Source organism: Microaerobacter geothermalis (genome assembly GCF_021608135.1).
Classification (GTDB): domain Bacteria; phylum Bacillota; class Bacilli; order DSM-22679; family DSM-22679; genus Microaerobacter; species Microaerobacter geothermalis.
Genome location: NZ_JAKIHL010000003.1, coordinates 38,112 through 59,506, shown reverse-complemented (window position 1 = coordinate 59,506; position 21,395 = coordinate 38,112). Strand labels below are relative to the sequence as shown.

Genomic DNA, 21,395 nt, shown 5'->3' with positions numbered 1-21,395 from the left:
TAGTTCCAACCATATAGAATTTTTAATCGAAGGAGGATTTTATGATGAAACAAATCACCATTTTACTTCTCATTCTTACATTGCTTTTTGCCGGGGGATGCAACCAGCAAGCTCAACCCAATGAGAAAAAGGAGAATAATCAAGAAAATATCCAATCATCGAATGATAAAACACAGATTCAGGGTGAAGAAAGTACTAAACCCCTAAGTAATGAAAAGAACAAAACCCCTGATTTAGCTGGAGGGAAAGAATCTGAAGTCAGGGAACCCCATCCGTTAACCTTGTCCGATCTTAGAACCAAATATCCAAACATTTTCGTACTAAGCGGTCCCAGCCATGTAAGGAGAGTCGCCCTTACTTTTGATGATGGACCTGATTTACAGTTTACCCCGCAAATTCTTGATGTTTTAAAAAAACATAATGTAAAAGCCACTTTTTTCATTGTAGGAAACCGTGCTAAAGCTCACCCTGAAATCGTAAAAAGAATAGTAAGAGAAGGACATGCCATCGGTAATCATACTTGGAACCATGCCAATTTGCCGAAACTTCCGATCGAAAGTGTTAGAAACCAGATTATCCAAACAGATAACACCCTTAAAAACATCATTGGCTATAAACCTAAGTTATTTCGGGCACCCTATGGAGCAATGACTGAGGAAACCGTCCAGATGTTAGGAAAAATGGGATATACAGCAGTAGGTTGGACTGTCGATTCCTTGGATTGGAAAGGACTATCTAAAGAGGCCGTATCGGATAATGTACTAAGCAACATATTTCCGGGAGCAATTATTCTTCAGCACAGCGCTGGTGGAAAAGGAGAAGATTTATCTGGGACGGTAAAAGCCCTTTCTGAAATTATTCATAAACTAAAGAATGATCGGGTAGAATTTTATACAGTCCCCGATCTATTAGGAATACCCTGGAAGCGACCATAATCTGTGGCGGTCAGCCCACGGAAAACCGATAATCCGGTTTCAATCCTTGTATCTTTCATGGTAATATGAAAAATGCAAAGGGGTTGAAAAAAGTGAATGTTGAATTCGTTTATGATAAGAGATTAGGAATTTCTCTGCCTGTACTTCATGTGGAGTGGGAGGAATTATCCCGGGAAGAACAGCAATCTATAATTCACCAATGGGAAGAAATTCGGGGAAAAATCCCGGATCGTATCCTTGAACTGGAAAAACAAATCAAAGAAAAGCAAGAGTTATTGGCCACGGAAGAACATTTCGAATCATCCTGCAGGTTGAATTGTGAAATATCTGAACTAGCTAGCATTATTAACGACTTAAACATCTGGTTTAGGACCACCCAGGAGTATGAAATAGAACGGCAGCATCAATGAACCCTTATATAAACAAACCCGGGGATCATCTCTCTCCGGGTTTGTTTAAAATAAATTTTTACTGATTAATGGCTTTCTTAGCTACAGAAACCAACTCACTAAATCCTTGCTTGTCGTTTACGGCCAAATCAGATAGCATTTTGCGATTCACATCTACTCCAGCTACCTTTAAGCCATGCATTAACTTGCTGTAAGAAATACCGTTTACACGGGCAGCAGCATTAATTCTGGCAATCCAAAGTTTTCGAAAGTCGCGTTTGCGTTGGCGACGATCGCGATAGGCATAAAGCAAAGATTTCATGACCTGAGCCTTTGCTGTCTTAAATAAACGGTGCTTGGAACCGAAATATCCTTTTGCTAATTTTAATATTTTTTTGCGACGACGACGAGTCGCAGGGCCTCCTTTAACGCGTGGCATATGCGTTCCCTCCTATATTCAATCAAAGTTATTATTTTACGTAAGTTAAAAGTTGCTTGATGCGCTTATGGTCTCCTTTGCTTACAAGTGCTGCTTTGCGCAATTGACGCTTACGCTTTGGCGTTTTGCTAGCAAAAAGGTGACTGGTATAGGCATGGGAGCGCTTAAGCTTTCCATTTCCTGTCTTTTTAAAGCGCTTTGCTGCTCCACGATGTGTTTTCATTTTAGGCATGGGACTTCCTCCTATCTATTTATCTGACTTTGGAGCAAGAATCATGATCATACTCCGCCCCTCAATTTTTGGGGTTCTCTCTACGACGGATATATCCTCTACTTCCTTGGCCAATTGCTCCAAAACCTTTTGCCCAATTTCGGCATGGGTAATCTGACGACCTTTGAAGCGTATCGTTAATTTTACTTTGTCCCCATTCTCCAAAAATTTCTTGGCATTTCGAAGTTTGGTTTGGAAATCATGTTCCTCAATCGTCGGACTTAAACGAAGCTCCTTCACATTGACTACCTTTTGGTTCTTACGGGACTCTTTTTCTTTTTTACTCTGTTCAAATTTAAACTTCCCATAATCCATAATCCTGCAAACAGGGGGATTTGCATTAGGGGAAATGTTGACTAGATCAAGGTTAAACCTTTCAGCAATTTCTAATGCTTCCCGTAAAGGTTTAATTCCGATCTGACTCCCATCAGGTCCAATTAAGCGGACCTCACGAGCCCGAATTTCCTCGTTAATTTGATGTTCTTTGATAATTGCCTGCCACCTCCAAAAATAAGATCGGATTACAAAGCAAAGCAATAAAAAAGTGCGGACAAAAACGCCCACACCTGTTCTATCATCATCTGTTAACCTGTAAACAGCCTAAAGGCGTCAATCAGGTGAGAAGCGGGCGCTTCTGCTTAGTAATCCATGATTTATTCGTGCCATTTGATATGGACACAATTTTTTACCAGACTAGAATATCATAAGCTTAAAACCTAGTCAAGTTTCATAATTCCACCGGTGCTTGCAGAAGTGACAAGCTTTGAATACCGGGCCAAATACCCTGATTTTACCTTCGGTTTAAATCCTTTCCAATTTTCCCTACGCTTGTTCAACTCTTCCTCGGATACCTTCAGCTCAATTTTCCGATCAATCAAATCAAGTTCAATCAGATCCCCATCTTCAATGAAGGCAATGGGACCACCCTCGGCCGCTTCAGGAGAAATATGACCGATGCTGATTCCTCGGGATGCACCGGAGAAACGCCCGTCTGTAATCAATCCCACCTTTGCACCTAAGCCCATCCCCACAATCAGTGAGGTAGGGGTCAGCATTTCCGGCATACCTGGACCTCCCTTAGGTCCTTCATAGCGAATGACGACGACATGTCCTTCTTTAACCCTCCCTTTTGTAATTCCTTCAATCGCTTCTTCCTGGGAATCGAAACAAATGGCTGGACCAACATGCCGTTTGACTGAAGGATCGACGGCTCCAACTTTGATAATTCCACCGTCCGGTGCAAGGTTACCAAATAAAACGGCCAATCCTCCCTGTTCACTGTATGGGTTGTGAAGAGGACGAATCACTTCCTGATTCTTAATTTCACAATTGGCCACATTTTCCTCCAATGACTTGCCGGTGACGGTGATGCATTCTTTATGGAGAGCCCCCGGTTTTTTCATCAGCTCATGCAGGATGGCGCTTACTCCCCCGGCCTGGTGCAGGTCTTCAATATGCCAATCAGAAGCGGGGGCCAATTTAGCCAAATGGGGAACTCGTTTAGCAACTTCATTAATCCGTTCAATAGGATAATCAATACCTGCTTCGTTTGCGATGGCCAGAGTATGGAGGACGGTATTGGTAGACCCCCCCATCGCCATATCAAGGGCAAAAGCATTATCGATCACTTTTTCATTTATAATGTCCCTGGGCTTCAAATCCATCTCAATCAACTTCATAATTTGTTTTGCGGAACGCTTTACAAATTCTCTCCGGTCAGGTGAAGTGGCAAGAATCGTCCCATTTCCTGGTAAAGCCAAACCAAGAACTTCAGCCAGACAGTTCATGGAATTGGCTGTAAACATACCGGAACAGGAACCGCAAGATGGACAGCCGTACATTTCCAGTTCCGTCAACTGGTCTTCATCGATCAGTCCTTCATTGTAGGCACCTACTCCTTCAAACACAGAGGAAAGGGAGATGGAACGTCCGTCTTTGGTTTTTCCGGCAGCCATAGGCCCGCCGCTTACAAAAACAGTGGGGATGTTTACGCGAAGAGCCCCCATCATCATCCCAGGAGTAATCTTGTCACAGTTGGGAATACACACCAGCCCATCAAACCAGTGGGCTGATACAACCGTTTCCAAAGAATCGGCAATAATCTCGCGGCTGGGCAAGGAATACCTCATTCCAATGTGTCCCATGGCAATTCCGTCATCAACACCGATGGTATTAAATTCAAAAGGGACCCCGCCTGCTTCACGAATCGCTTCTTTTACCAGCTTTCCAAACTCTTGTAAATGAACATGCCCGGGAATAATATCAATATATGAATTGCACACAGCAATAAAAGGTTTATGAAAGTCCTCTTCTTTCACTCCCGCTGCCCGCAATAAACTTCGGTGGGGAGCACGGTCAAATCCTTTTTTTATCATATCACTTCGCATAAACTCCACCCCATTTTCAAATGTTTTCACTATTTTAACACTTTTTTGCAGCCTGTCAACATAGGATTGGATAAAAGGAAGCATAATAATATGTGTCGAAAGATCTTATGTTGAAGGAGGAAAAATAATGCCTATCCTGGAAATCAGTGTGGTTCCGGTGGGAACTCAATCGACCAGTTTTAGTTCAAGTGTAACCAATGCATGCCGGGTGATAGAACGTCAAGGTCTAAAATACCAAGTCACCCCAACTGCAACAGTCATAGAGGGAAATCTGGACCAACTATTCGAATTGGCAAAAGAAATTCATAGCCAATGTTTTGCAGACGGGTCCACACGGGTGATCACCAACATGACCATCGATGACAGACATGATAAACCCATGTCGATGGTAGAACAGGTTGCTCATGTGAAGGAACAACTTCACTATTAGTTCCATCGAGAGTCTTAGTGGCGGTTAGCCATCGGATAAATTTGGAAAAAAGGTGCTCTTCATTAAAAGGGCACCTTTTCCTTGTTTATTTTTTATTTTTGATCTCATCCAACAGCTCGGAGATCACGGTACTAACCTCTTTGGAGCCTAAATCTCCGAGTCCACGCTTGCGAACAGATAACGTTCCTGCTTCCACTTCTTTATCACCAACAACAAACATATAGGGAATCTTTTGAACCTGCGCTTCCCGTATTTTATAACCGATCTTTTCATTCCGATCATCCAACTCCACGCGAATTCCATGTTCCCTTAACTGTTCAACCACCTCTTGAGCATAGGATTGGTGCCCTTCAGCAATGGTCATGATCCGAGCCTGAACCGGTGCAATCCACAAGGGAAACGCCCCTTTGTAATATTCCAAAAGGAAAGCTACAAAGCGTTCCATGGTACCTACGATACCGCGATGGATAACAACAGGACGATGGGGTTTTCCATCTTCACCAATATATTCGAGATCAAAGCGATTAGGCAAATGGAAGTCCAATTGTACCGTAGATAAAGTCTCGTCCTTTCCGAGGGCAGTTTGGACTTGGACATCTAATTTAGGACCATAAAAGGCGGCTTCTCCTTCTGCTTCCGCATACTCCAATCCGAGATCATCCATCGCTTCCCTAAGCATTTTTTGAGCCATTTCCCACATTTCATCATTTTGGACATACTTTTCTGTATCCTGGGGATCACGATAGGAAAGTCGAAACCAATAATCCTTAATGCCAAAGTCCTCATACACTCTCATAATTAATTTTACAACACCAGTAAATTCAGATTTGATTTGATCTGGACGGCAAAAGATGTGGGCATCATTTAATGTCATCGCCCGGACTCGCTGCAATCCTGTTAAGGCACCTGAGTATTCATAACGATGCATCATTCCCAGCTCTGCTATCCGTATGGGGAGGTTTCGGTAGCTTCTTAAATCATCCTTATACACCATCATATGATGGGGGCAATTCATGGGCCGCAGTACCAACTGTTCATTATCCATCTCCATGGGAGGATACATATTTTCCTGATAATGATCCCAATGGCCGGAGATCTTGTAGAGTTCAACATTGGCCAGATGTGGCGTATATACATGTTTATATCCCAAACGGTCTTCCAAATCCACGATATAACGTTCAATCATACGGCGCACCGTTGCTCCATGGGGTAGCCAAAGGGGAAGGCCTTGTCCAACTTCCTGGGAAACGGTAAATATCTTCAATTCTTTACCAAGCCTCCGATGATCCCTTTCCTTTGCTTCAGCCAATCTGTTAAGGTAACTCTCCAGGTCTGATTTCCTCTCCCAAGCTGTACCGTAAATCCGCTGAAGCATAGGACGAGTGGAATCCCCTCTCCAATAGGCACCAGCAATATTGAGCAGTTTAAATTCCTTGATTTTCCCAGTTGATGGAAGATGGGGCCCACGGCAAAGGTCAAAAAATTCCCCCTGTTCATAAATGGTAATCACTTCATCTTCCGGTAATTCCCGTATTAACTCTAATTTCAAAGGATCATCCAACTCTTCGTATATCTTTATCGCTTCATTTCGGGTAACCACTTTTCTGCGAATCGGAAGATCTTCCTTCACGATGACCTTCATTTCTTTTTCAATTTTTTCAAGATCTTCCGGCCTAATCGCTTCCGGCAGATCTATATCATAATAAAAACCATCCTCAATAACCGGACCTATCCCCAATTTCACACGATCTTTTCCATATATTCGTTTTACTGCCTGAGCCATTAAATGGGCAGTACTGTGGCGGAGAACTTCCAAACCATCTTTTGAATCCAAGGTGACAATTTCTACCTGGGCATCTTTTGTTATTGGAGTATTTAAATCCACCAAAATTCCATCCAACTTCCCAGCGATTGCTTTTTTCTTAAGGCTGGTACTAATTGAACCGGCTAAATCTTCAAAATTGATTCCCGAATCATACTCCCTAACGGCGCCGTCAGGAAGAGTAACCTTTACAACAGACATGTTTCTTCTCCTTTCATGTTTACTATAGATGTGGAACTAAACATCCATGACCCTACGGGTCATGGATGTTTAGTTCCGTCTAATATAAAAACAAAAAAAGCACGATATCCTCCTAGGGACGATCGTGCCGTGGTTCCACCCTAATTTAATGGAGTAACATGAACTGTTCGTTGACTCCATTCTTCATTGGCATAACGGTAAATGATAACCGGTAGAAGATACTAGACCTTCCGTCGTTCCCTTCTACAACTCCAAGGTGGTAAACCAGTCTTCGTATTTAAAGAACTTTCAGCCACGGTTCTTCTCTCTGGAAAATCGTAAGACAAGTTCATGTCCTTGGTCATCGTTTTTCTCTATATGAGACATGAATTAATGTATATTATAGAAATGTACATAACATAAGTCAAGGACGGAAATGATTTCTCGAGATGCGCGAATGATTATGAATGACTTCACTGCAAGAGTTACAGGATAAACATAGATAAACCTTATCTTCAAAAATATTTCTCATCGTCGTAATCACGTGATGATCCTTTTCTCCTGTATGAATAACCATTTGTTCAGGTGCAAGGGTAATAAGAGTGGTTATAATCAAATCGTCCATGTTCATATTATGATCCAACAAGTCAGTTAAACATTCGTCCAGCTCTTTGACATGAATTGGATGAAAGTTTCCGTCATACAGCAAAAATAATCGATCCTTTAGATGAACGACATGGACTATGGGAGTTTTTGATTCTTGGATGGAAACAAAATACCTTAATAACTGAATAAACTCTTGATACTCCCTCTCCAAAATATATTCATCAATGCTATGTTCAACAACCCGAACAAGATCTTCATAATATTCCTTCAGCCTAAATCGGATAAATCCTTCTAATACCACTTTTCTTTCCCTTTCAAAAAAATCAAACAGCTTTTTATAAATTTTACATTGACGTCCCATCCTCTGTAATTCCGAGGATTCACCAAATTCTTCTGCTGATTTTAAAAAATGTTCTGCATACCTAAGGATTCCTTCTATTTCAGTTTGTTCGGAATAGTAAAAGTCTTGGATAATAATACGTTTCACGATTTCTTTTTCCATATGAACTAAAATATATTCAGACAAGAAGAGGCTTAAGTGATGCCGTAATTCCTCAACAATTCTAGAAAATATATTGTCATTACTTGAAAATTGACAGGAAATAGACAGGTGCTTTTCGGAAAAGTAAGTAAGATAAGAAAGTCCTTCTTCCCTTAATCCCTTTAATTTATTCTCCAAGAAACAATGTAATCCTTTCCCCAGCTTTTCAGATGAAACATGAATCGTAACTTCTATAGGATTCTCCAATTGTTCTACCCCCTTCTATAAGGGAAAATCATTTTGGTTACCATAGTATATGGTGTCAAAATGACCAGTATACTAGGAACCATTCGTTTCAAGAATTTGTCCAAAAATTAGGCGTGGGCAGTTCCACTTCTACAGATAATAAAAAACTTCCCAAAATGGGAAGCTTTTTGATTAATTGATATTTCGCTTAGACATTATATTTAATTCTGCATGACAAAATCTGTTTCTGCCCATTCCCCTTCCTGAAACACGCGAAGGATTTCATATTTCGTATTTCGTTGGGCCGGAATTTTTCCTACTTCACGGATCAAGCGAAGAATGACATTCGTATTTACCTTATGGGTACAGGCTGCAGCAGAGACCACGTTTTCCTCCATCATGGTCGAGCCAAAATCATTACAACCATAGGACAGGGACAATTTTCCTGTATCAGGACCCATCGTCACCCATGATGATTGAATGTTAGGGATATTATCCAACATCAACCGACTAATTGCCACCGTCTTCAGGTACTCCTCAGCGGAAATCCTCTCACCCTTTAAGTTGGTATTATCAGGCTGAAAGGTCCAAGGGATAAATGCCAAAAAACCGTTTGTCTCATCTTGGGCATCCCGTATACGTAACAAATGAAGAACTCGTTCCTCTAGCAGTTCCCCAAAACCAATAACCATCGTTGCAGTGGTATGAAGCCCCACGCGATTTGCGGTCTTCATGACTTCAATCCATTCTTTCCATGATCCTTTTTTACGGCTGATTTTCATTCTTGTTCGATCATCCAGAATTTCAGCGCCTGCCCCTGGAACAGAGTCCAATCCTGCCTCTTTTAACTGAATCAGCACTTCTTCCAAGGACAATCCCGAAACCTCTTTCATTTTTACAATTTCAGCTGGTGAAAAAGAATGCATATGAATGTTAAATCTCTTTTTAATTTCCCTTAACAGGTTAAGATAATATTCAAAGGGAAGATCTGGATGGGTTCCACCCTGCATCAAAATTTCTGTTCCTTGAACATCCAAGGTTTCCTGTATTTTCTGATAAATTTCCTCATTGCTCAGAACATAACTGCCTTCTTCCCCAGGACTTTTGTAAAAAGCACAAAAACGGCAATAGGTGTCACATACATTGGAGTAATTGATATTCCGACCGATAACAAAGGTCGTGATTGGCTCGGGATGCCATTTTTCCATCATTTTATTAGCTGCATATCCTATTTTTTCTACTTCATCGCTTTGAAACAAAGCCATTCCGTCTTCAAAGTGAAGCCGTTCCCCTGACAACGCTTTATGTAAAATCAAATCGATTGACATGATGATCCCCCTGTTCCTAAGTCTCTTTATCTTTTATCCTACCACAGATCATAATGAATGTCCTGTTCTAACTCATGGAAAAAACAAAAGGCTAAGCGGCACTAAAACTACCGATGGAACTTACAAATTTACACGTCCGCAGTAAATGCTTCAGTTCCATCCACAGCGTCCTGCTCAATAGTCAACATTGGCACGTCCTGTAAGGCAACACTAAACTTCAGGTGAAAAAATACACTTCACCTGAAGTAAGTTTTCTTTATACGATTTGAACCTTATATTCCTTCAACCAGAAATGCACCTGGGCAAAGTAAGCAAAAAGCTGTGGCACATTCATTAATTGCCCAAACCAAGGCATATCAATATTAGAAACATCCGACAGGGCAAATTCCCGAAGCTTGGAAACGTTAATGAAAGGATGCAGGGGTGAATCACTATCATGAAGAATCTCCAACATCCACTCTCGTGTCGCGGCCAAATAAGCAGGATGATGGGTTTTAGGATATGGACTCTTACGCCGGGTCAGCACCTTATCAGGCAACACACCCTGTAGAGCTGTTCTTAAAATTCCTTTTTCTCTCCCATCCAGACACTTGATCTTCCATGGGATATTCCATGCATATTCAACAAGACGATGGTCACAAAAGGGAACACGGATTTCCAAAGAAGCAGCCATACTCATGCGGTCTTTCCGGTCCAGCAGAGTTGGCATCCATCTGGTGATATTCAGATAAAACATTTCTCGGATTCGAGCATCATGGGGATTCTCCCCCGGCAATCGGGGAACTTCCTTTAGCGCCTCCAGATATCTCTCTTTTATATAAATCTCCGGCTGTATCTTACTTATTAGCTCTTGTGAAAGAAAGGATGATCTCTCCTTAAAGTTCCTTGACCAGGGAAAAGTATCTGCATTTAGGGAATGCTCCCGATGAAACCAAGGATAGCCCCCAAATATTTCGTCGGCACATTCTCCTGATAAGGCAACAGTAGCCTTCTTCTTTATTTCCTTTGCGAACAAGTAAAGAGACCCATCCACATCAGCCATACCAGGTAAATCCCGGGCAAAAACAGCCATTTTTAAAGCATCCACCAACTGTGGTGTATCAATGGTTACCACATGATGTTGGGTTTTCAATGCTTCAGATACAAGCTTGGCCCAGGGAGCATCGGAGTTAGGCTGAAATTGGTTGGGTTGGAAATATTGATCATTATCCAAATAGTCCACAGAATAGGTATCCATGGTTTCCTGCCCTGTTCTTTTTAATTCATGGGCAGCAAAGGCAGTAATGGCACTTGAGTCAAGCCCCCCCGACAGCAAGGTACATACAGGCACATCAGATATAAGCTGTCTTTCCACGGTATCTTTGAATAAATCCCGAACATGATGAATCGTCGTTTTTTCGTCATCCTGGTGTATTTCACTATGAAGCTTCCAGTACTGTGTTGTCCTTATCCCTTTTCTGTCATAGTCAAGAGAATATCCTGGCTTAAGTTCAGAAATTCCACGAAACACACCTATTCCTGGGGTTCTCATTGGTCCCAAGGCAAAAATCTCTGCTAAACCTACTTCATCTATTTGCGGTGTCACTTCCGGATGCTGAAGAAGAGCCTTAATTTCAGAAGCAAATAAAAATCCGCTACTGCCACTTTTGGAGTAAAAGAGAGGTTTAACTCCCAAACGATCCCGGGCAAGAAATAAACGTTGCTCCTCTTCATTCCATATCGCAAAAGCAAATATTCCGTTTAAATGATAAACACAGGATGCCCCCCATTCTATATAGGAGGTTAACAGCACCTCCGTATCTGAATGAGAATCAAAGCGATGTCCTTTCGCCATTAATTTATGACGAAGTTCAACCGTGTTGTAGAGCTCCCCATTGTAGACCAATACATAAGTTGTATTTCCCCACTTCCGAATCATCGGTTGCCCGCCACCTATAGGATCAACAACAACTAAGCGGCGATGTCCCAATGCCGCTTGAGTCGAGAGCCAAATCCCCTTTGCATCAGGCCCACGGTTTGTCATGGAATCTGTCATTTTATCAATGATGGACCCACAATTTCTTAAGTCTACTTCCCAATCAACCCAACCGGTAATTCCACACATAACATGTTCCCTCCACATTGGCTTCAGATTTAATTTTGCACTGTTTATTTCTTCTCGATATCAAATATACGCCTAATATGGAAGGTTGGTGTTTGTCTACCTCATGTATTTCCATTCTCCACGATCAAATTCTTTTTTAATTTTTCCTAAATTAACTAAATATTCCAGGTGGGAGAGGGTTTCCCCTATAGCAAAACGAATTTCATGTACCGTTAAGGTTTGGGGAAAAAGAACTCTGCAAATTTCATAGACCGTACTTCCCCCTTCAGGGAGAAGGTCCAGTGTATACTGAAGACGAGTTTCATGATGCTTTTTGATTTCCTCAATCCGTTCCTTTACATGGGTAAAAGGTTGACCATGGGCCGGAATCACGAAAGAGATATTTAACCTTTTCAATTTATCTAATGTCCTAAGATACGTTTCAAGGGGATTAGGATCTCCTTTTCCCATGATCGAAATATTAGGTGTGATCTTGGGTAGCAACACATCCCCTCCGATAAGTACCTGGAGTTCTTCCTGATAGAAACAAAGATGTCCTTCGGAATGTCCCGGCAGATGATAAACCTGATACATCTGATCGCCTATCTTTACTTTATCTCCCTCACTAAGGAACTCAACTTCAGGATGAGGCTTAACCCACTTAAAAAATCCCCTGACATTTTTCTTCATTTCTATCAGTAATTCCTCTGGAATTCCATGAGAGTGATAAAAGGAAGAGACAAAATCAACATTCTCTTCTGTCCAAACCATTCGGCCCATGTCTCTATCCGTCTCAGACATTTTCACAACAGCTCCTGTCAACTCCTGCAATCCTCCTGCTGCTCCATAATGATCCGGGTGATAGTGGGTAATAATAATCTGTCTACATTCTTCTGGTGTAAATTGATGTTTACTCATCTCTCCTCTCCAAACACGCATCGTTTCCTCCCGGTTTAATCCGGCATCTATGATGGTCCATCCTTCTTTCCCTTTAGATAAATAACAATATATATGATTCAGCCTAAAAGGAAGCGGAATCTTCACCTGAATGAGACCCAATTGTTTTATCATTTCTTCTTGATTCATAAACTCCTCCTTAAACGTTTGTCACATTCATTTTACCAATATTTTGTTTTTCTGAATATATCAAATTCACTGATACAAAGCGACACTTATGATAAAATAGGACTAAATTGACGGGTTTTCATAGACACGAGGTGAAGTATGGTCCCCTTTTACCATTTACCAATACGGTGGAAAATTACCATCTTTACGTTTGGTATTGTTTTATTCTCTATCCTTATGGGAGCTATTATACTAATCGGAAATATGGTTGAACTACGAATTAATGAAATGGGAAACCGTTCTTTGTTAACCGCCAGGGTAGTTGCCCAACTGCCTGAAATAAAAAGAGAAATTGGTAAACCCAACGGGTCTAAAGTAATCCAGCCCATTGTTGAAAAAATAAGGATTATAAATGATGACGATTACATCGTCGTGATGGATATGAATCGAATCAGATATGCCGACCCCTCCCCCTCGAAAATTGGAACCAAATTCGAAGGTGAAGATGCTGGACCAGCCTTTGCCGAACATACCTATACTTCTCAAGCCAAAGGAGAAATTGGCATATCTGTCAGAAGTTTTACACCGATTATGAATGATGATCTGGAACAAGTTGGCGTTGTCATGGTAGGTAATATCCTGCCATCCATTTGGGAAATCATTCTCAGTGTCAGAGGTGATTTTTATTTAACCATCACATTATCCCTGGTATTTGGTGTGTGGGGTTCATGGCTTCTTGCCAGCCATATTAAAAGGCAAACCTTTCAACTGGAACCACATGAACTGGCAAGGGTTCTTGATGAACGGACAGCCACCTTCCATGCGATTCATGAAGGCGTAATCGCCATTGACCAGTTTGAAAGAATTACCGTGATGAACCAAGCCGCCAAAAACATGCTGAAAATTCATGGAGATCCTATCGGGAAACCGATAAGAGAAGCAATACCAGAAACCCGCCTTCCTGAAGTTTTGGAGCTTGGACATCCACTCTACCATCGGGAATTTTACATTGGAGATACATTGATTGTCAGCAGTCGTATTCCGATTCGGGTTGATGATAAAACCGTTGGAGCAGTAGCCATTTTCCAAGATAAAACAGAAGTAACCCAGCTTGCAGAAGAATTAACAGGAGTAAAAGCTTTCGTTGATGCCTTAAGGGTTCAGAACCACGAACATATGAATAAGCTTCATACCATTGCAGGCCTTATTCAACTGGGAAATATGGAAAAAGCATTGGAGTATGTGTTTCAGGTGACTGAAGAACAGGAAGAAGTGACCCAATTTCTTGCCAAGCATATTCATGATCACAGTATTTCAGGACTTCTATTGGGAAAAATTAGCAGAGGAAAGGAATTGGGTATTTTCGTGAAGGTTGATAAAGAAAGCAAGCTCCATCAAATTCCGGAATCCTTAGATCACCATGACCTTGTTCTTATTATTGGAAATCTAATCGAAAATGCATTCGATTCCTACCAGGGGATTCAAAGGAATCACAAAATCATCTTTGTAAGAATTGATCAGGATCCTGAACAATTGACCATTATTGTGGAAGATAACGGAAAAGGAATGGATTCTTTTACAAAAAAACACATGTTTGAAAAAGGGTTCTCCACGAAGAAAACTACTGGTAGAGGCATTGGATTGTTTTTGGTTCATGAAAAAGTACTAAAAGCAAATGGGAATGTCTATGTTGAGTCAGAACCAGGCGAAGGCACCACGATCACCATTACTTTCCCTATGAGCCGCGAGAGGAGGGAAGCATATGTCTAATGATTATGAAAAAATTAAGGTTTTGTTAATCGAAGATGACCCAATGGTTCAGGAAGTGAATCGGCAATTTATTGAAAGAACACCAAATTTTCAAGTGGTTGGTGTTGCATCCAACGGACAAGAAGGAATCAAGCGATTATTGGAATTGGAGGTCCAACTTGTCGTTTTAGACATTTATATGCCGGAAAAGAACGGTTTGGAAACCATTCAGGAGATTAGAACCCAAAATATGGATGTGGACATCATCGCCATCACTGCTGCCAGAGACACCGAAACAATTCAACAAATATTTCGCTTTGGGGCGATCGATTACATTATAAAACCGTTTAAATATGAAAGATTAAAACATTCCCTTGAAAAGTATTGGATGCTAAAACATCGAATGAACCAAAGCGACTTGACACAGGAAGACATAGACCATTTAAGAAAGTATACTCAACAGCCCGATGATGAATTACCAAAGGGACTTCACCATTATACCCTGAATCAGATCCTTCAGTTTCTTATGGAGAGACAGGATCCTTTATCTGCTGAAGAAGTGGCAGAGGGAGTTGGTATTGCCCGGGTAACCGCCAGAAGATATCTTGATTATCTAGAAAAAATTGGACGGGTTAACATTGATATCAAATACGGAACCATCGGCAGACCCATAAACCGATATAAACTTAACGGTTTTTAGAAAGGGGAGCTTATGATGAGAAATCTATTTGCTATCCTCATTTTTATCGTGTTAGGGTTTGGCAGCGCCTTCTATGTTGGTTTTGGCATGGGAAAATCCCTTGAACCTAAAGCATACGATGTGGAACAGGAAGGTTTAAAAGAAAAAGTTATCATCAAATTTAGCCATGTAGTTGCCGAAAATACACCAAAAGGAATAGCAGCCCAAAGGTTTGCCCAACTTGTAAATGAAAAAAGTGAGGGAAGAATAGAAGTTCAGGTTTTTCCCAACGGCCTTTTATACCGGGATGATGAAGAATTAAATGCTTTATTAAGGGGGGATGTGCAAATCATTGCCCCTGCTACATCCAAGTTAACGGACTTGTTTCCTGAGTGGTTAATATTGGATCTCCCTTACTTGTTTAAAGATGAGAATGATGTGGCCCGGGCTTTCGAGGGTCCCCTTGGCAACAAATTATTTTCCACCCTAGAGAACAAAGGAGTGAAAGGACTAGCTCTGTGGGATAACGGATTTAAGCAAATGACCAGCAATAGTGGACCTTTGATTCACCCTGATGATTTTTTCGGACAGCGTTTTCGTGTGATGCCCAGTCTATTGATTGAATCTCAGTTCAGAAAATTGGGAGTGACCCCTGTTCCTACTCCCTTCAATGATGTTTTTAAAAATTTGGAAACTGGAAAATTGGATGGACAGGAAAATACCCTATCCAATATTTATTCCAAAAAATTTTATCAGGTACAAAAACACATGACCATCAGCAACCACGGATACTTGGGATATGCCGTTATTACCAATGAAGAATTTTGGAACTCATTATCCGAGTCTGATCAGCAAATCATTAAGGAAGCGATGGACCAATCTACCAAATGGTTAAGGGAAAATGCCAAACTATTAAATGAGGATGTTCTGAAGAGGATTAAACAGTGGCCTGATATTGAAATACACTTTCAAACTCCTGAAGAAAGAAAAGAATGGAAACAGCGATTATCTTTAGTCTATGATGAGCTATTTTCTATCCTAAGCCCTGATTTAATCCAAGAGGTAAAAAACTTTAAACCCTAAACGATGATGGGATGGAACTAAAGAATTCACCAAGGCCACCCTTCGAGTTCGTACTTAAGCAGTGAGGCTAAAGAACGGGAATTGCCCTCAAACTAACTCCACCTTTGAAATACCTAGATGTTTTTAAGGGATCCGTTCTTTAGACTTGAAGCGGATCTGAATCACTTCTTGACCAAAAAGAACAAAAATACCAAAATGGTCAAATTATTTTCAATACTCATAATAACTGATAATCTGAAGTCAGGCTTAAAACATCGGATGGAGAGAAAAGCCTGATATTTCAAAATTTTTTAGGGGGTAAAAATAATGAAAAAATGGCTATTGCTTACTTTTGCTTTAGTGATGGCAGTATCACTATTGGCAGGCTGTGGAGCACGTTCTGAACAATCCAATTCTTCTTCAACCAGCAGTGGAGAAACCGAAAAGGGACAAAACACTGAAAACAAACAAACGGCCTCTGATGATAAAATCATCATTAAATTTAGCCATGTCGTTGCTGAAAGTACTCCAAAAGGGCAAGCAGCCCTCATGTTTAAGGAAAAAGCTGAACAATATACCAATGGCCGTGTAGAAGTTCAAGTATTTCCTAACTCCCAGTTATATAATGATGATGATGTATTACTGGCTTTACAGCAAAATAACGTTCAAATGGCCGCACCTGCCACATCAAAGGTTTCTAAATTATTCCCACAATGGACGATCTTTGACTTTCCATTTGCTTTCCCTGATGTAGAATCCGTTCAGAAGGCCATGGAAAGCGAAGAAATTGGCGGGAAATTGTTTAGCATGTTAAAAGAACAAAAATTATTAGGTTTAGCCATGTGGGATAACGGATTTAAGCAAATGACCTTAAAGGATAAACCTCTTCTTATGCCGGAAGATTTTAAAGGAAAGAAGTTCCGCGTAATGTCTAGCAAAGTACTGGAAGCCCAATTTAAGGCTGTAGGAGCTAACCCAACACCAATGCCTTTTAGCGAAGTGTACAGCGCTCTGGAACAAGGGGTAATTGATGGTCAAGAAAATACCCTTTCTAATATTTACTCTCAAAAATATCAGGAAGTTCAAAAGCATATGACATTAAGTAACCACGGATATCTTGGGTATGCTGTTATTACAAATGCTCAGTTCTGGGAAGGACTGCCGGCTGATGTTCGTGAACAAGTGAAAAAAGCCCTTGATGAAACCACCCAGTGGGTACGTGAAAATGGAGAAAAGATTAATAGTGAGAACTTAGAAAAGATCAAGGCAGAAGGAACCATGGAAATTCATGAATTAACTCCGGAACAAAAGAAGGCTTGGATGGAAGCGATGGATGTTGTTTATGATGAGTTTAAAGATCAAGTTGGAGAAGATCTGATAAATGCGATTAAAGCCTTGAGAAAATAAACGCTTCTCTAATCAAGAATGCATCTTTTTGTTGACAAAATGATATAAGGGGCTTCTATAAGCCCCTTTTTTAAAAGTTTAACCATTTGCAACTTTGTTACCTTTCACTAAAAGGAAAGGGTGTATGAGATGAAACTATTCAACAGAATATTAAATCGTTTAGAAGAAATCATCGTAATCATATCATTGGCAATAGCAACAACCGTTACTTTTATTGAAGTTATACTACGGTACGGATTTGGCTCCAGTTTGGGAATATCACAGGAGTTGGCCATTTTTCTTTTAATTTTTACCGGATTAATCGGCTCTTCCATTGGGGTACGGGAGAAGGTTCATATCGGCGTAGATCTTGTCATTAAAACTTTTCCCTTACCTTTACAGAAAATCATGAGTATTTTCGGGTTACTATTAAGTGCAATATTCACATTGATCATTGCCATTTTGGGAATCATGCATGTCCAAAATCTTGTCAATTTTGGTCAAGTCACACCGGAAATGGAGATTCCAATCTACGTTCCAAGAATGATTATTCCCATTGCTTTTGGTTTAATTACTTTTCGTTTTATCCAGGAAGCAGTAAAACAGATAAAATTACCCCCTGAAGAGATATTCAAAGAGGAAGAAGGGATGCATCAATGAACTCGATTGCCCAACAAATGGAACCCAATCGATCAGAACACTTACAATTGAAAAAAAATCAATCACCGATAAAAAGGGGGTTATCCCTGTTCTTCATTCTTTTGACTGTTAGCGGTGTCATATACTCGGTGATGACGAACAACATGGGAATTGCTGTTTTTTCACTGCTCTTTACCTTTCTTCTTCTAGGACTTCCCATCGCCATTTCCCTTGGGCTTGCTTCCCTTGCTTCCATCTATTACTTCACCGTAGACCCGTTACCCAACTTAGCAGGTAAGATTTTTTCCAATTTAGATACATTTCCATTAATGGCCATCCCTTTCTTTGTTCTAGCAGGAAATATATTTACGACAGGCGGAGTCGCGAGACGATTGATTAATCTTACCAATGCATGGGTTGGACATATCCCTGGTGGATTATCCATTGCCGGTATTTTTGCTTCTGCTCTATTTGCGGCCATATCCGGTTCTTCCCCAGCCACAGTTGTAGCAATCGGGTCCATCATGATTCCGGCCATGATGAAATATGGGTACCGAAAGGAATATGCTGTGGGATCGATCAGCACCGCTGGATCATTAGGAATTCTAATACCACCGAGCATTCCCATGATTGTTTATGCCGTGACCGTTAATCAGTCCGTTGGAAAACTGTTTCTGGCCGGGATCGTTCCAGGAATAATGCTGGCATCTCTGTTAGCCATAGTCAGTTATTTTATTGCAAAGAAAAACCATTACAAAAGCTCAAAAAAGGCTAGCTTCGGTGAGAGAATGAAAGCACTAAAGGAGGCGATTTGGAGTCTCACTTTACCTATCGTGGTTATTGGTGGGATATACGCCGGAATTTTTACGCCCACTGAATCCGCTGCCGTGGCCGTTTTTATTGGAATTATTGTCGGTCTATTTATCCATAGGGACTTGAAGCTGAAGCATTTCCCAAAAATCCTAGTTGATTCGGCAAAAACGACGGCCATGTTATTCTTTATTATTTCTATGGCCATGCTGTTTGCACATATTTTGACCCTAGAACGAATCCCCCATGAAATTACTCAATGGTTTGTAAATTGGAATGTAGGTCCCGTCATGTTCCTGTTATTCGTTAACATTTTACTTTTTCTAGCTGGACAATTTATGGAACCTACAGCAATTATTACCATTCTAGCTCCAATCCTGTTTCCAATTGCAATCACTCTTGGGATTGATCCAATCCATTTCGGAATCATCATGGTAGTAAATATGGAAGTTGGAATGATTACGCCTCCAGTGGGTCTGAATCTTTATGTAGCCAGCGGCCTGACGGGAATGTCTTTAGTTGACGTTACCAGAGCCACCATACCATGGTTGATTGCGGTAATTATTGGCCTTGCTCTCGTTACCTATGTTCCTGGGATCAGTCTCTGGTTGCCCGATTTCCTATACAGCTTAAAATAAAGAAAACTCGCCGATTGGCGAGCCCTTGGGCGAAGACAGAGGCATAGTTGCCCTTATGCAACATAAGAAAGTATAAATAAAAAATTTATACCTTCTTTATTAGCTAATAAAAATGGCTTGGAGTTTTTTTATTCCAAGCCATTTTACGATTTACCAAAAAGCAATCTCTTATTTTTAATTTTTATTAAAAATATTGCCTAAATCTTCTCTAAATTTTTCTAATTTATCCACCCTTTCCTTTGTTTCCTTATAATCTATGAGTAAGGTATGGGTATGATAATCTACACTCGTTTTTAAGCTTCTAATTGCCCCTTCCAAACTCTTAAATCCAGCCCTCATTTCGCTTCGTAGTTCTTCTTGTCCATTTCGAAGAGTCCCAATCTCATGATATAGATTGATGACATCCTTACGAATATGATCCTGTCCCTGATAAAGATTACGGATATCCTGCTTCATCTCCCCCACATCTGCTTTAAGTTCTTGTTGCCCCCGATCAAGCTTGTCCAATTTACTTAATATGTTGGTTAATATCTCCTTTTCCATCCTCACATTCCCCCACTTATTTCATTATACTATACCTGTTTGAGGAACGAATTGTAATGTTATGCCACTTTTTTAACTATGTTCCTTTTTAGAACATTTTATCAGAACAAATGTTTTGTGTAAAGAGGGATTAGGCAATCGTAAAAATAATGATTTACCATTCCACATCGTACGGATTCAGATGAACGAGGACTTCTGCAATGTTATCAAAACGATTCATCAATTCCAGCTTTATCTCCCGTCCCACATCATGACCTTCTTTAATAGAGAGGGATGGATCAACGGAAATCCTCAGATCCAATAGGATGTAGTGCCCATGCTCCCTTCCCCTGATTTTATCAATTCTTTTTACTTCTTTGTGTTTCATGATAATCTCACGGTACTGACGGATCATTTCTTCATCCACCGAGCGTTCAAGAAGGATATGAAATGCTTCTACTATCATATGTATGGCAATTTTTAAAATAAAATAAGAAACAATTACGCTTGCAATAATATCCCCATAAAGTAAAAAAGAGAGATTTAGCCATTCTCCCCCTGTAGCTACCAGAATTCCCAAGGCAGCAGCCAATGAAGCAATAATGTCCGCCTTATGATCAAGAGAGATTGCAATCAAGGCTTTGCTGTTTAATTTTTCTCCCAGTCCCAATGAATAACGATATAAAGTTTCTTTTAATATATATGAAAATAATGCAACATAGGCAGCAACCATCTTAGGAGTTTCCACCGGTTTAAAAAATGCAATAACCGCATCAATGAATACATAAACAGATACTAAAAATAAAATACCCCCCACTACACCTGAGGATACCACTTCTACTTTTCCATGACCATATGGATGCTCCTTATCGGGAGGTTTATCAGATATCCTTAAAGCAAATAATACCGCTAATGAAGCAACTACATCAGCTGCAGAATGGATACCATCAGCAAACAAAGCCTTACTTCCCGCAATTAGCCCAATGATCAACTTACTCACGGTTAGAAAAATATTGCTCCATAGACTAATCCAGGCAATCTTTGAGCTTATTTTTTCCCTTTCGTTGACCATGCATTTTCCTCCGAAGTGTATACTACCTTCATTTTTCCATAACAGATAAAAAAGTATGCTTCCACATGCCGTATAATCAGCGGGATTGGCTTTTACTACATACGTAGGAACCAATAATAAAAAAATCAGGATTTCGAATTCATCCTGATTCTCTCAACATATTTCTTATAAGAAAT

The 21,395-nt window shown here is 40.5% G+C and carries 20 protein-coding genes and 1 other annotated feature; of the genes, 9 read left to right on the top strand and 11 right to left on the bottom strand.

The window, feature by feature from the left end; genetic code table 11:
* The first annotated feature begins 41 nt into the window (after positions 1-41).
* Positions 42-935 (top strand): polysaccharide deacetylase family protein, encoded by an 894-nt coding sequence (locus L1765_RS03190; RefSeq protein ID WP_236404709.1) that lies wholly within the window; start codon positions 42-44, stop codon positions 933-935.
* 92 nt (positions 936-1,027) lie between these two features.
* Positions 1,028-1,345 (top strand): hypothetical protein, encoded by a 318-nt coding sequence (locus L1765_RS03185; protein ID WP_236404708.1) that lies wholly within the window; start codon positions 1,028-1,030, stop codon positions 1,343-1,345.
* 58 nt (positions 1,346-1,403) lie between these two features.
* On the opposite strand, the gene rplT is transcribed toward L1765_RS03185, so the two are convergent.
* The 4 genes from rplT to ilvD form a co-directional block, all read right to left on the bottom strand.
* Positions 1,404-1,763 (bottom strand): 50S ribosomal protein L20, encoded by a 360-nt coding sequence (rplT, locus tag L1765_RS03180; RefSeq protein WP_236404706.1) that lies wholly within the window; start codon positions 1,761-1,763, stop codon positions 1,404-1,406.
* A gap of 31 nt (positions 1,764-1,794) precedes the next feature.
* Positions 1,795-1,995 carry a 50S ribosomal protein L35 gene (rpmI, locus tag L1765_RS03175; RefSeq protein ID WP_236404704.1) on the bottom strand — a complete coding sequence of 67 codons (201 nt, stop codon included), beginning with the start codon at positions 1,993-1,995 and terminating at the stop codon, positions 1,795-1,797.
* Between the two features lie 15 nt (positions 1,996-2,010).
* Positions 2,011-2,571 carry a translation initiation factor IF-3 gene (gene infC, locus L1765_RS03170; RefSeq protein WP_236404698.1) on the bottom strand — a complete coding sequence of 187 codons (561 nt, stop codon included), beginning with the start codon at positions 2,569-2,571 and terminating at the stop codon, positions 2,011-2,013.
* Positions 2,567-2,680: a sequence feature (ribosomal protein L20 leader region), on the bottom strand. It overlaps the preceding gene by 5 nt.
* Positions 2,681-2,750: 70 nt before the next feature.
* Entirely contained in the window at positions 2,751-4,421 is a 1,671-nt protein-coding gene (gene ilvD, locus L1765_RS03165; RefSeq protein WP_236405075.1) for a dihydroxy-acid dehydratase, read from the bottom strand.
* 127 nt (positions 4,422-4,548) lie between these two features.
* Here ilvD and L1765_RS03160 point away from each other — a divergent pair, with 127 nt between their 5' ends.
* Positions 4,549-4,851 (top strand): MTH1187 family thiamine-binding protein, encoded by a 303-nt coding sequence (locus L1765_RS03160; RefSeq protein WP_236404694.1) that lies wholly within the window; start codon positions 4,549-4,551, stop codon positions 4,849-4,851.
* Between the two features lie 85 nt (positions 4,852-4,936).
* Here the strand turns inward: L1765_RS03160 and thrS are convergent, their stop codons facing one another.
* From thrS to L1765_RS03135, 5 genes are all read right to left on the bottom strand, one after another.
* Positions 4,937-6,874 carry a threonine--tRNA ligase gene (gene thrS, locus L1765_RS03155; RefSeq protein ID WP_236404692.1) on the bottom strand — a complete coding sequence of 646 codons (1,938 nt, stop codon included), beginning with the start codon at positions 6,872-6,874 and terminating at the stop codon, positions 4,937-4,939.
* Between the two features lie 403 nt (positions 6,875-7,277).
* Positions 7,278-8,207, bottom strand: a complete 930-nt coding sequence (gene ytxC / locus L1765_RS03150; RefSeq protein ID WP_236404677.1) for a putative sporulation protein YtxC — start codon at positions 8,205-8,207, stop codon at positions 7,278-7,280.
* Between the two features lie 200 nt (positions 8,208-8,407).
* The gene (mqnC, locus tag L1765_RS03145; protein WP_236404668.1) at positions 8,408-9,514 is read right to left on the bottom strand and encodes a cyclic dehypoxanthinyl futalosine synthase; all 1,107 of its coding nucleotides are present in this window, start codon (positions 9,512-9,514) and stop codon (positions 8,408-8,410) included.
* Between the two features lie 256 nt (positions 9,515-9,770).
* The gene (gene asnB / locus L1765_RS03140) at positions 9,771-11,618 is read right to left on the bottom strand and encodes an asparagine synthase (glutamine-hydrolyzing) (protein WP_236404659.1); all 1,848 of its coding nucleotides are present in this window, start codon (positions 11,616-11,618) and stop codon (positions 9,771-9,773) included.
* Positions 11,619-11,714: 96 nt separating this feature from the next.
* Positions 11,715-12,683 carry an MBL fold metallo-hydrolase gene (locus L1765_RS03135; protein ID WP_236404657.1) on the bottom strand — a complete coding sequence of 323 codons (969 nt, stop codon included), beginning with the start codon at positions 12,681-12,683 and terminating at the stop codon, positions 11,715-11,717.
* 138 nt (positions 12,684-12,821) lie between these two features.
* Here L1765_RS03135 and L1765_RS03130 point away from each other — a divergent pair, with 138 nt between their 5' ends.
* The 6 genes from L1765_RS03130 to L1765_RS03105 all read left to right on the top strand — a co-directional run bounded on the left by L1765_RS03130 (position 12,822) and on the right by L1765_RS03105 (position 19,625).
* A complete protein-coding gene (locus L1765_RS03130; protein ID WP_236404655.1) occupies positions 12,822-14,432 on the top strand; it encodes an ATP-binding protein in 1,611 nt (536 codons plus the stop codon).
* Positions 14,425-15,111 (top strand): response regulator, encoded by a 687-nt coding sequence (locus tag L1765_RS03125; protein ID WP_236404654.1) that lies wholly within the window; start codon positions 14,425-14,427, stop codon positions 15,109-15,111. Before L1765_RS03130 ends, L1765_RS03125 begins: the two co-directional genes overlap by 8 nt.
* A 15-nt stretch (positions 15,112-15,126) precedes the next feature.
* Positions 15,127-16,173 (top strand): TRAP transporter substrate-binding protein, encoded by a 1,047-nt coding sequence (locus tag L1765_RS03120; protein WP_236404652.1) that lies wholly within the window; start codon positions 15,127-15,129, stop codon positions 16,171-16,173.
* Between the two features lie 306 nt (positions 16,174-16,479).
* Positions 16,480-17,559 (top strand): TRAP transporter substrate-binding protein, encoded by a 1,080-nt coding sequence (locus tag L1765_RS03115; RefSeq protein ID WP_236404650.1) that lies wholly within the window; start codon positions 16,480-16,482, stop codon positions 17,557-17,559.
* Positions 17,560-17,688: 129 nt separating this feature from the next.
* The gene (locus tag L1765_RS03110; protein ID WP_236404648.1) at positions 17,689-18,198 is read left to right on the top strand and encodes a TRAP transporter small permease; all 510 of its coding nucleotides are present in this window, start codon (positions 17,689-17,691) and stop codon (positions 18,196-18,198) included.
* On the top strand, positions 18,195-19,625 hold the full coding sequence (locus L1765_RS03105; protein ID WP_236404646.1) for a TRAP transporter large permease: 1,431 nt from the start codon (positions 18,195-18,197) through the stop codon (positions 19,623-19,625). The genes L1765_RS03110 and L1765_RS03105 overlap by 4 nt, the downstream gene beginning before the upstream one ends.
* A 174-nt stretch (positions 19,626-19,799) precedes the next feature.
* On the opposite strand, the gene L1765_RS03100 is transcribed toward L1765_RS03105, so the two are convergent.
* Positions 19,800-20,168: a hypothetical protein gene (locus tag L1765_RS03100; protein WP_236404645.1), complete on the bottom strand. Its 369-nt coding sequence runs from the start codon at positions 20,166-20,168 to the stop codon at positions 19,800-19,802.
* A 154-nt stretch (positions 20,169-20,322) separates the two neighbouring features.
* A complete protein-coding gene (locus tag L1765_RS03095; protein WP_236404643.1) occupies positions 20,323-21,219 on the bottom strand; it encodes a cation diffusion facilitator family transporter in 897 nt (298 codons plus the stop codon).
* Between the last annotated feature and the right edge of the window lie 176 nt (positions 21,220-21,395).

Coding starts and splice junctions, on each gene's coding strand:
- L1765_RS03105 (WP_236404646.1), top strand. CDS start 18,195: ATGAACTCGATTGCCCAACAAATGGAACCCAATCGATCAGAACACTTA.
- L1765_RS03125 (WP_236404654.1), top strand. CDS start 14,425: ATGTCTAATGATTATGAAAAAATTAAGGTTTTGTTAATCGAAGATGAC.
- L1765_RS03130 (WP_236404655.1), top strand. CDS start 12,822: ATGGTCCCCTTTTACCATTTACCAATACGGTGGAAAATTACCATCTTT.
- ilvD (WP_236405075.1), bottom strand. CDS start 4,421: ATGCGAAGTGATATGATAAAAAAAGGATTTGACCGTGCTCCCCACCGA.
- L1765_RS03120 (WP_236404652.1), top strand. CDS start 15,127: ATGAGAAATCTATTTGCTATCCTCATTTTTATCGTGTTAGGGTTTGGC.
- L1765_RS03095 (WP_236404643.1), bottom strand. CDS start 21,219: ATGGTCAACGAAAGGGAAAAAATAAGCTCAAAGATTGCCTGGATTAGT.
- L1765_RS03100 (WP_236404645.1), bottom strand. CDS start 20,168: ATGGAAAAGGAGATATTAACCAACATATTAAGTAAATTGGACAAGCTT.
- L1765_RS03190 (WP_236404709.1), top strand. CDS start 42: ATGATGAAACAAATCACCATTTTACTTCTCATTCTTACATTGCTTTTT.
- rplT (WP_236404706.1), bottom strand. CDS start 1,763: ATGCCACGCGTTAAAGGAGGCCCTGCGACTCGTCGTCGTCGCAAAAAA.
- rpmI (WP_236404704.1), bottom strand. CDS start 1,995: ATGCCTAAAATGAAAACACATCGTGGAGCAGCAAAGCGCTTTAAAAAG.
- L1765_RS03160 (WP_236404694.1), top strand. CDS start 4,549: ATGCCTATCCTGGAAATCAGTGTGGTTCCGGTGGGAACTCAATCGACC.
- L1765_RS03115 (WP_236404650.1), top strand. CDS start 16,480: ATGAAAAAATGGCTATTGCTTACTTTTGCTTTAGTGATGGCAGTATCA.
- L1765_RS03135 (WP_236404657.1), bottom strand. CDS start 12,683: ATGAATCAAGAAGAAATGATAAAACAATTGGGTCTCATTCAGGTGAAG.
- L1765_RS03110 (WP_236404648.1), top strand. CDS start 17,689: ATGAAACTATTCAACAGAATATTAAATCGTTTAGAAGAAATCATCGTA.
- mqnC (WP_236404668.1), bottom strand. CDS start 9,514: ATGTCAATCGATTTGATTTTACATAAAGCGTTGTCAGGGGAACGGCTT.
- asnB (WP_236404659.1), bottom strand. CDS start 11,618: ATGTGTGGAATTACCGGTTGGGTTGATTGGGAAGTAGACTTAAGAAAT.
- thrS (WP_236404692.1), bottom strand. CDS start 6,874: ATGTCTGTTGTAAAGGTTACTCTTCCTGACGGCGCCGTTAGGGAGTAT.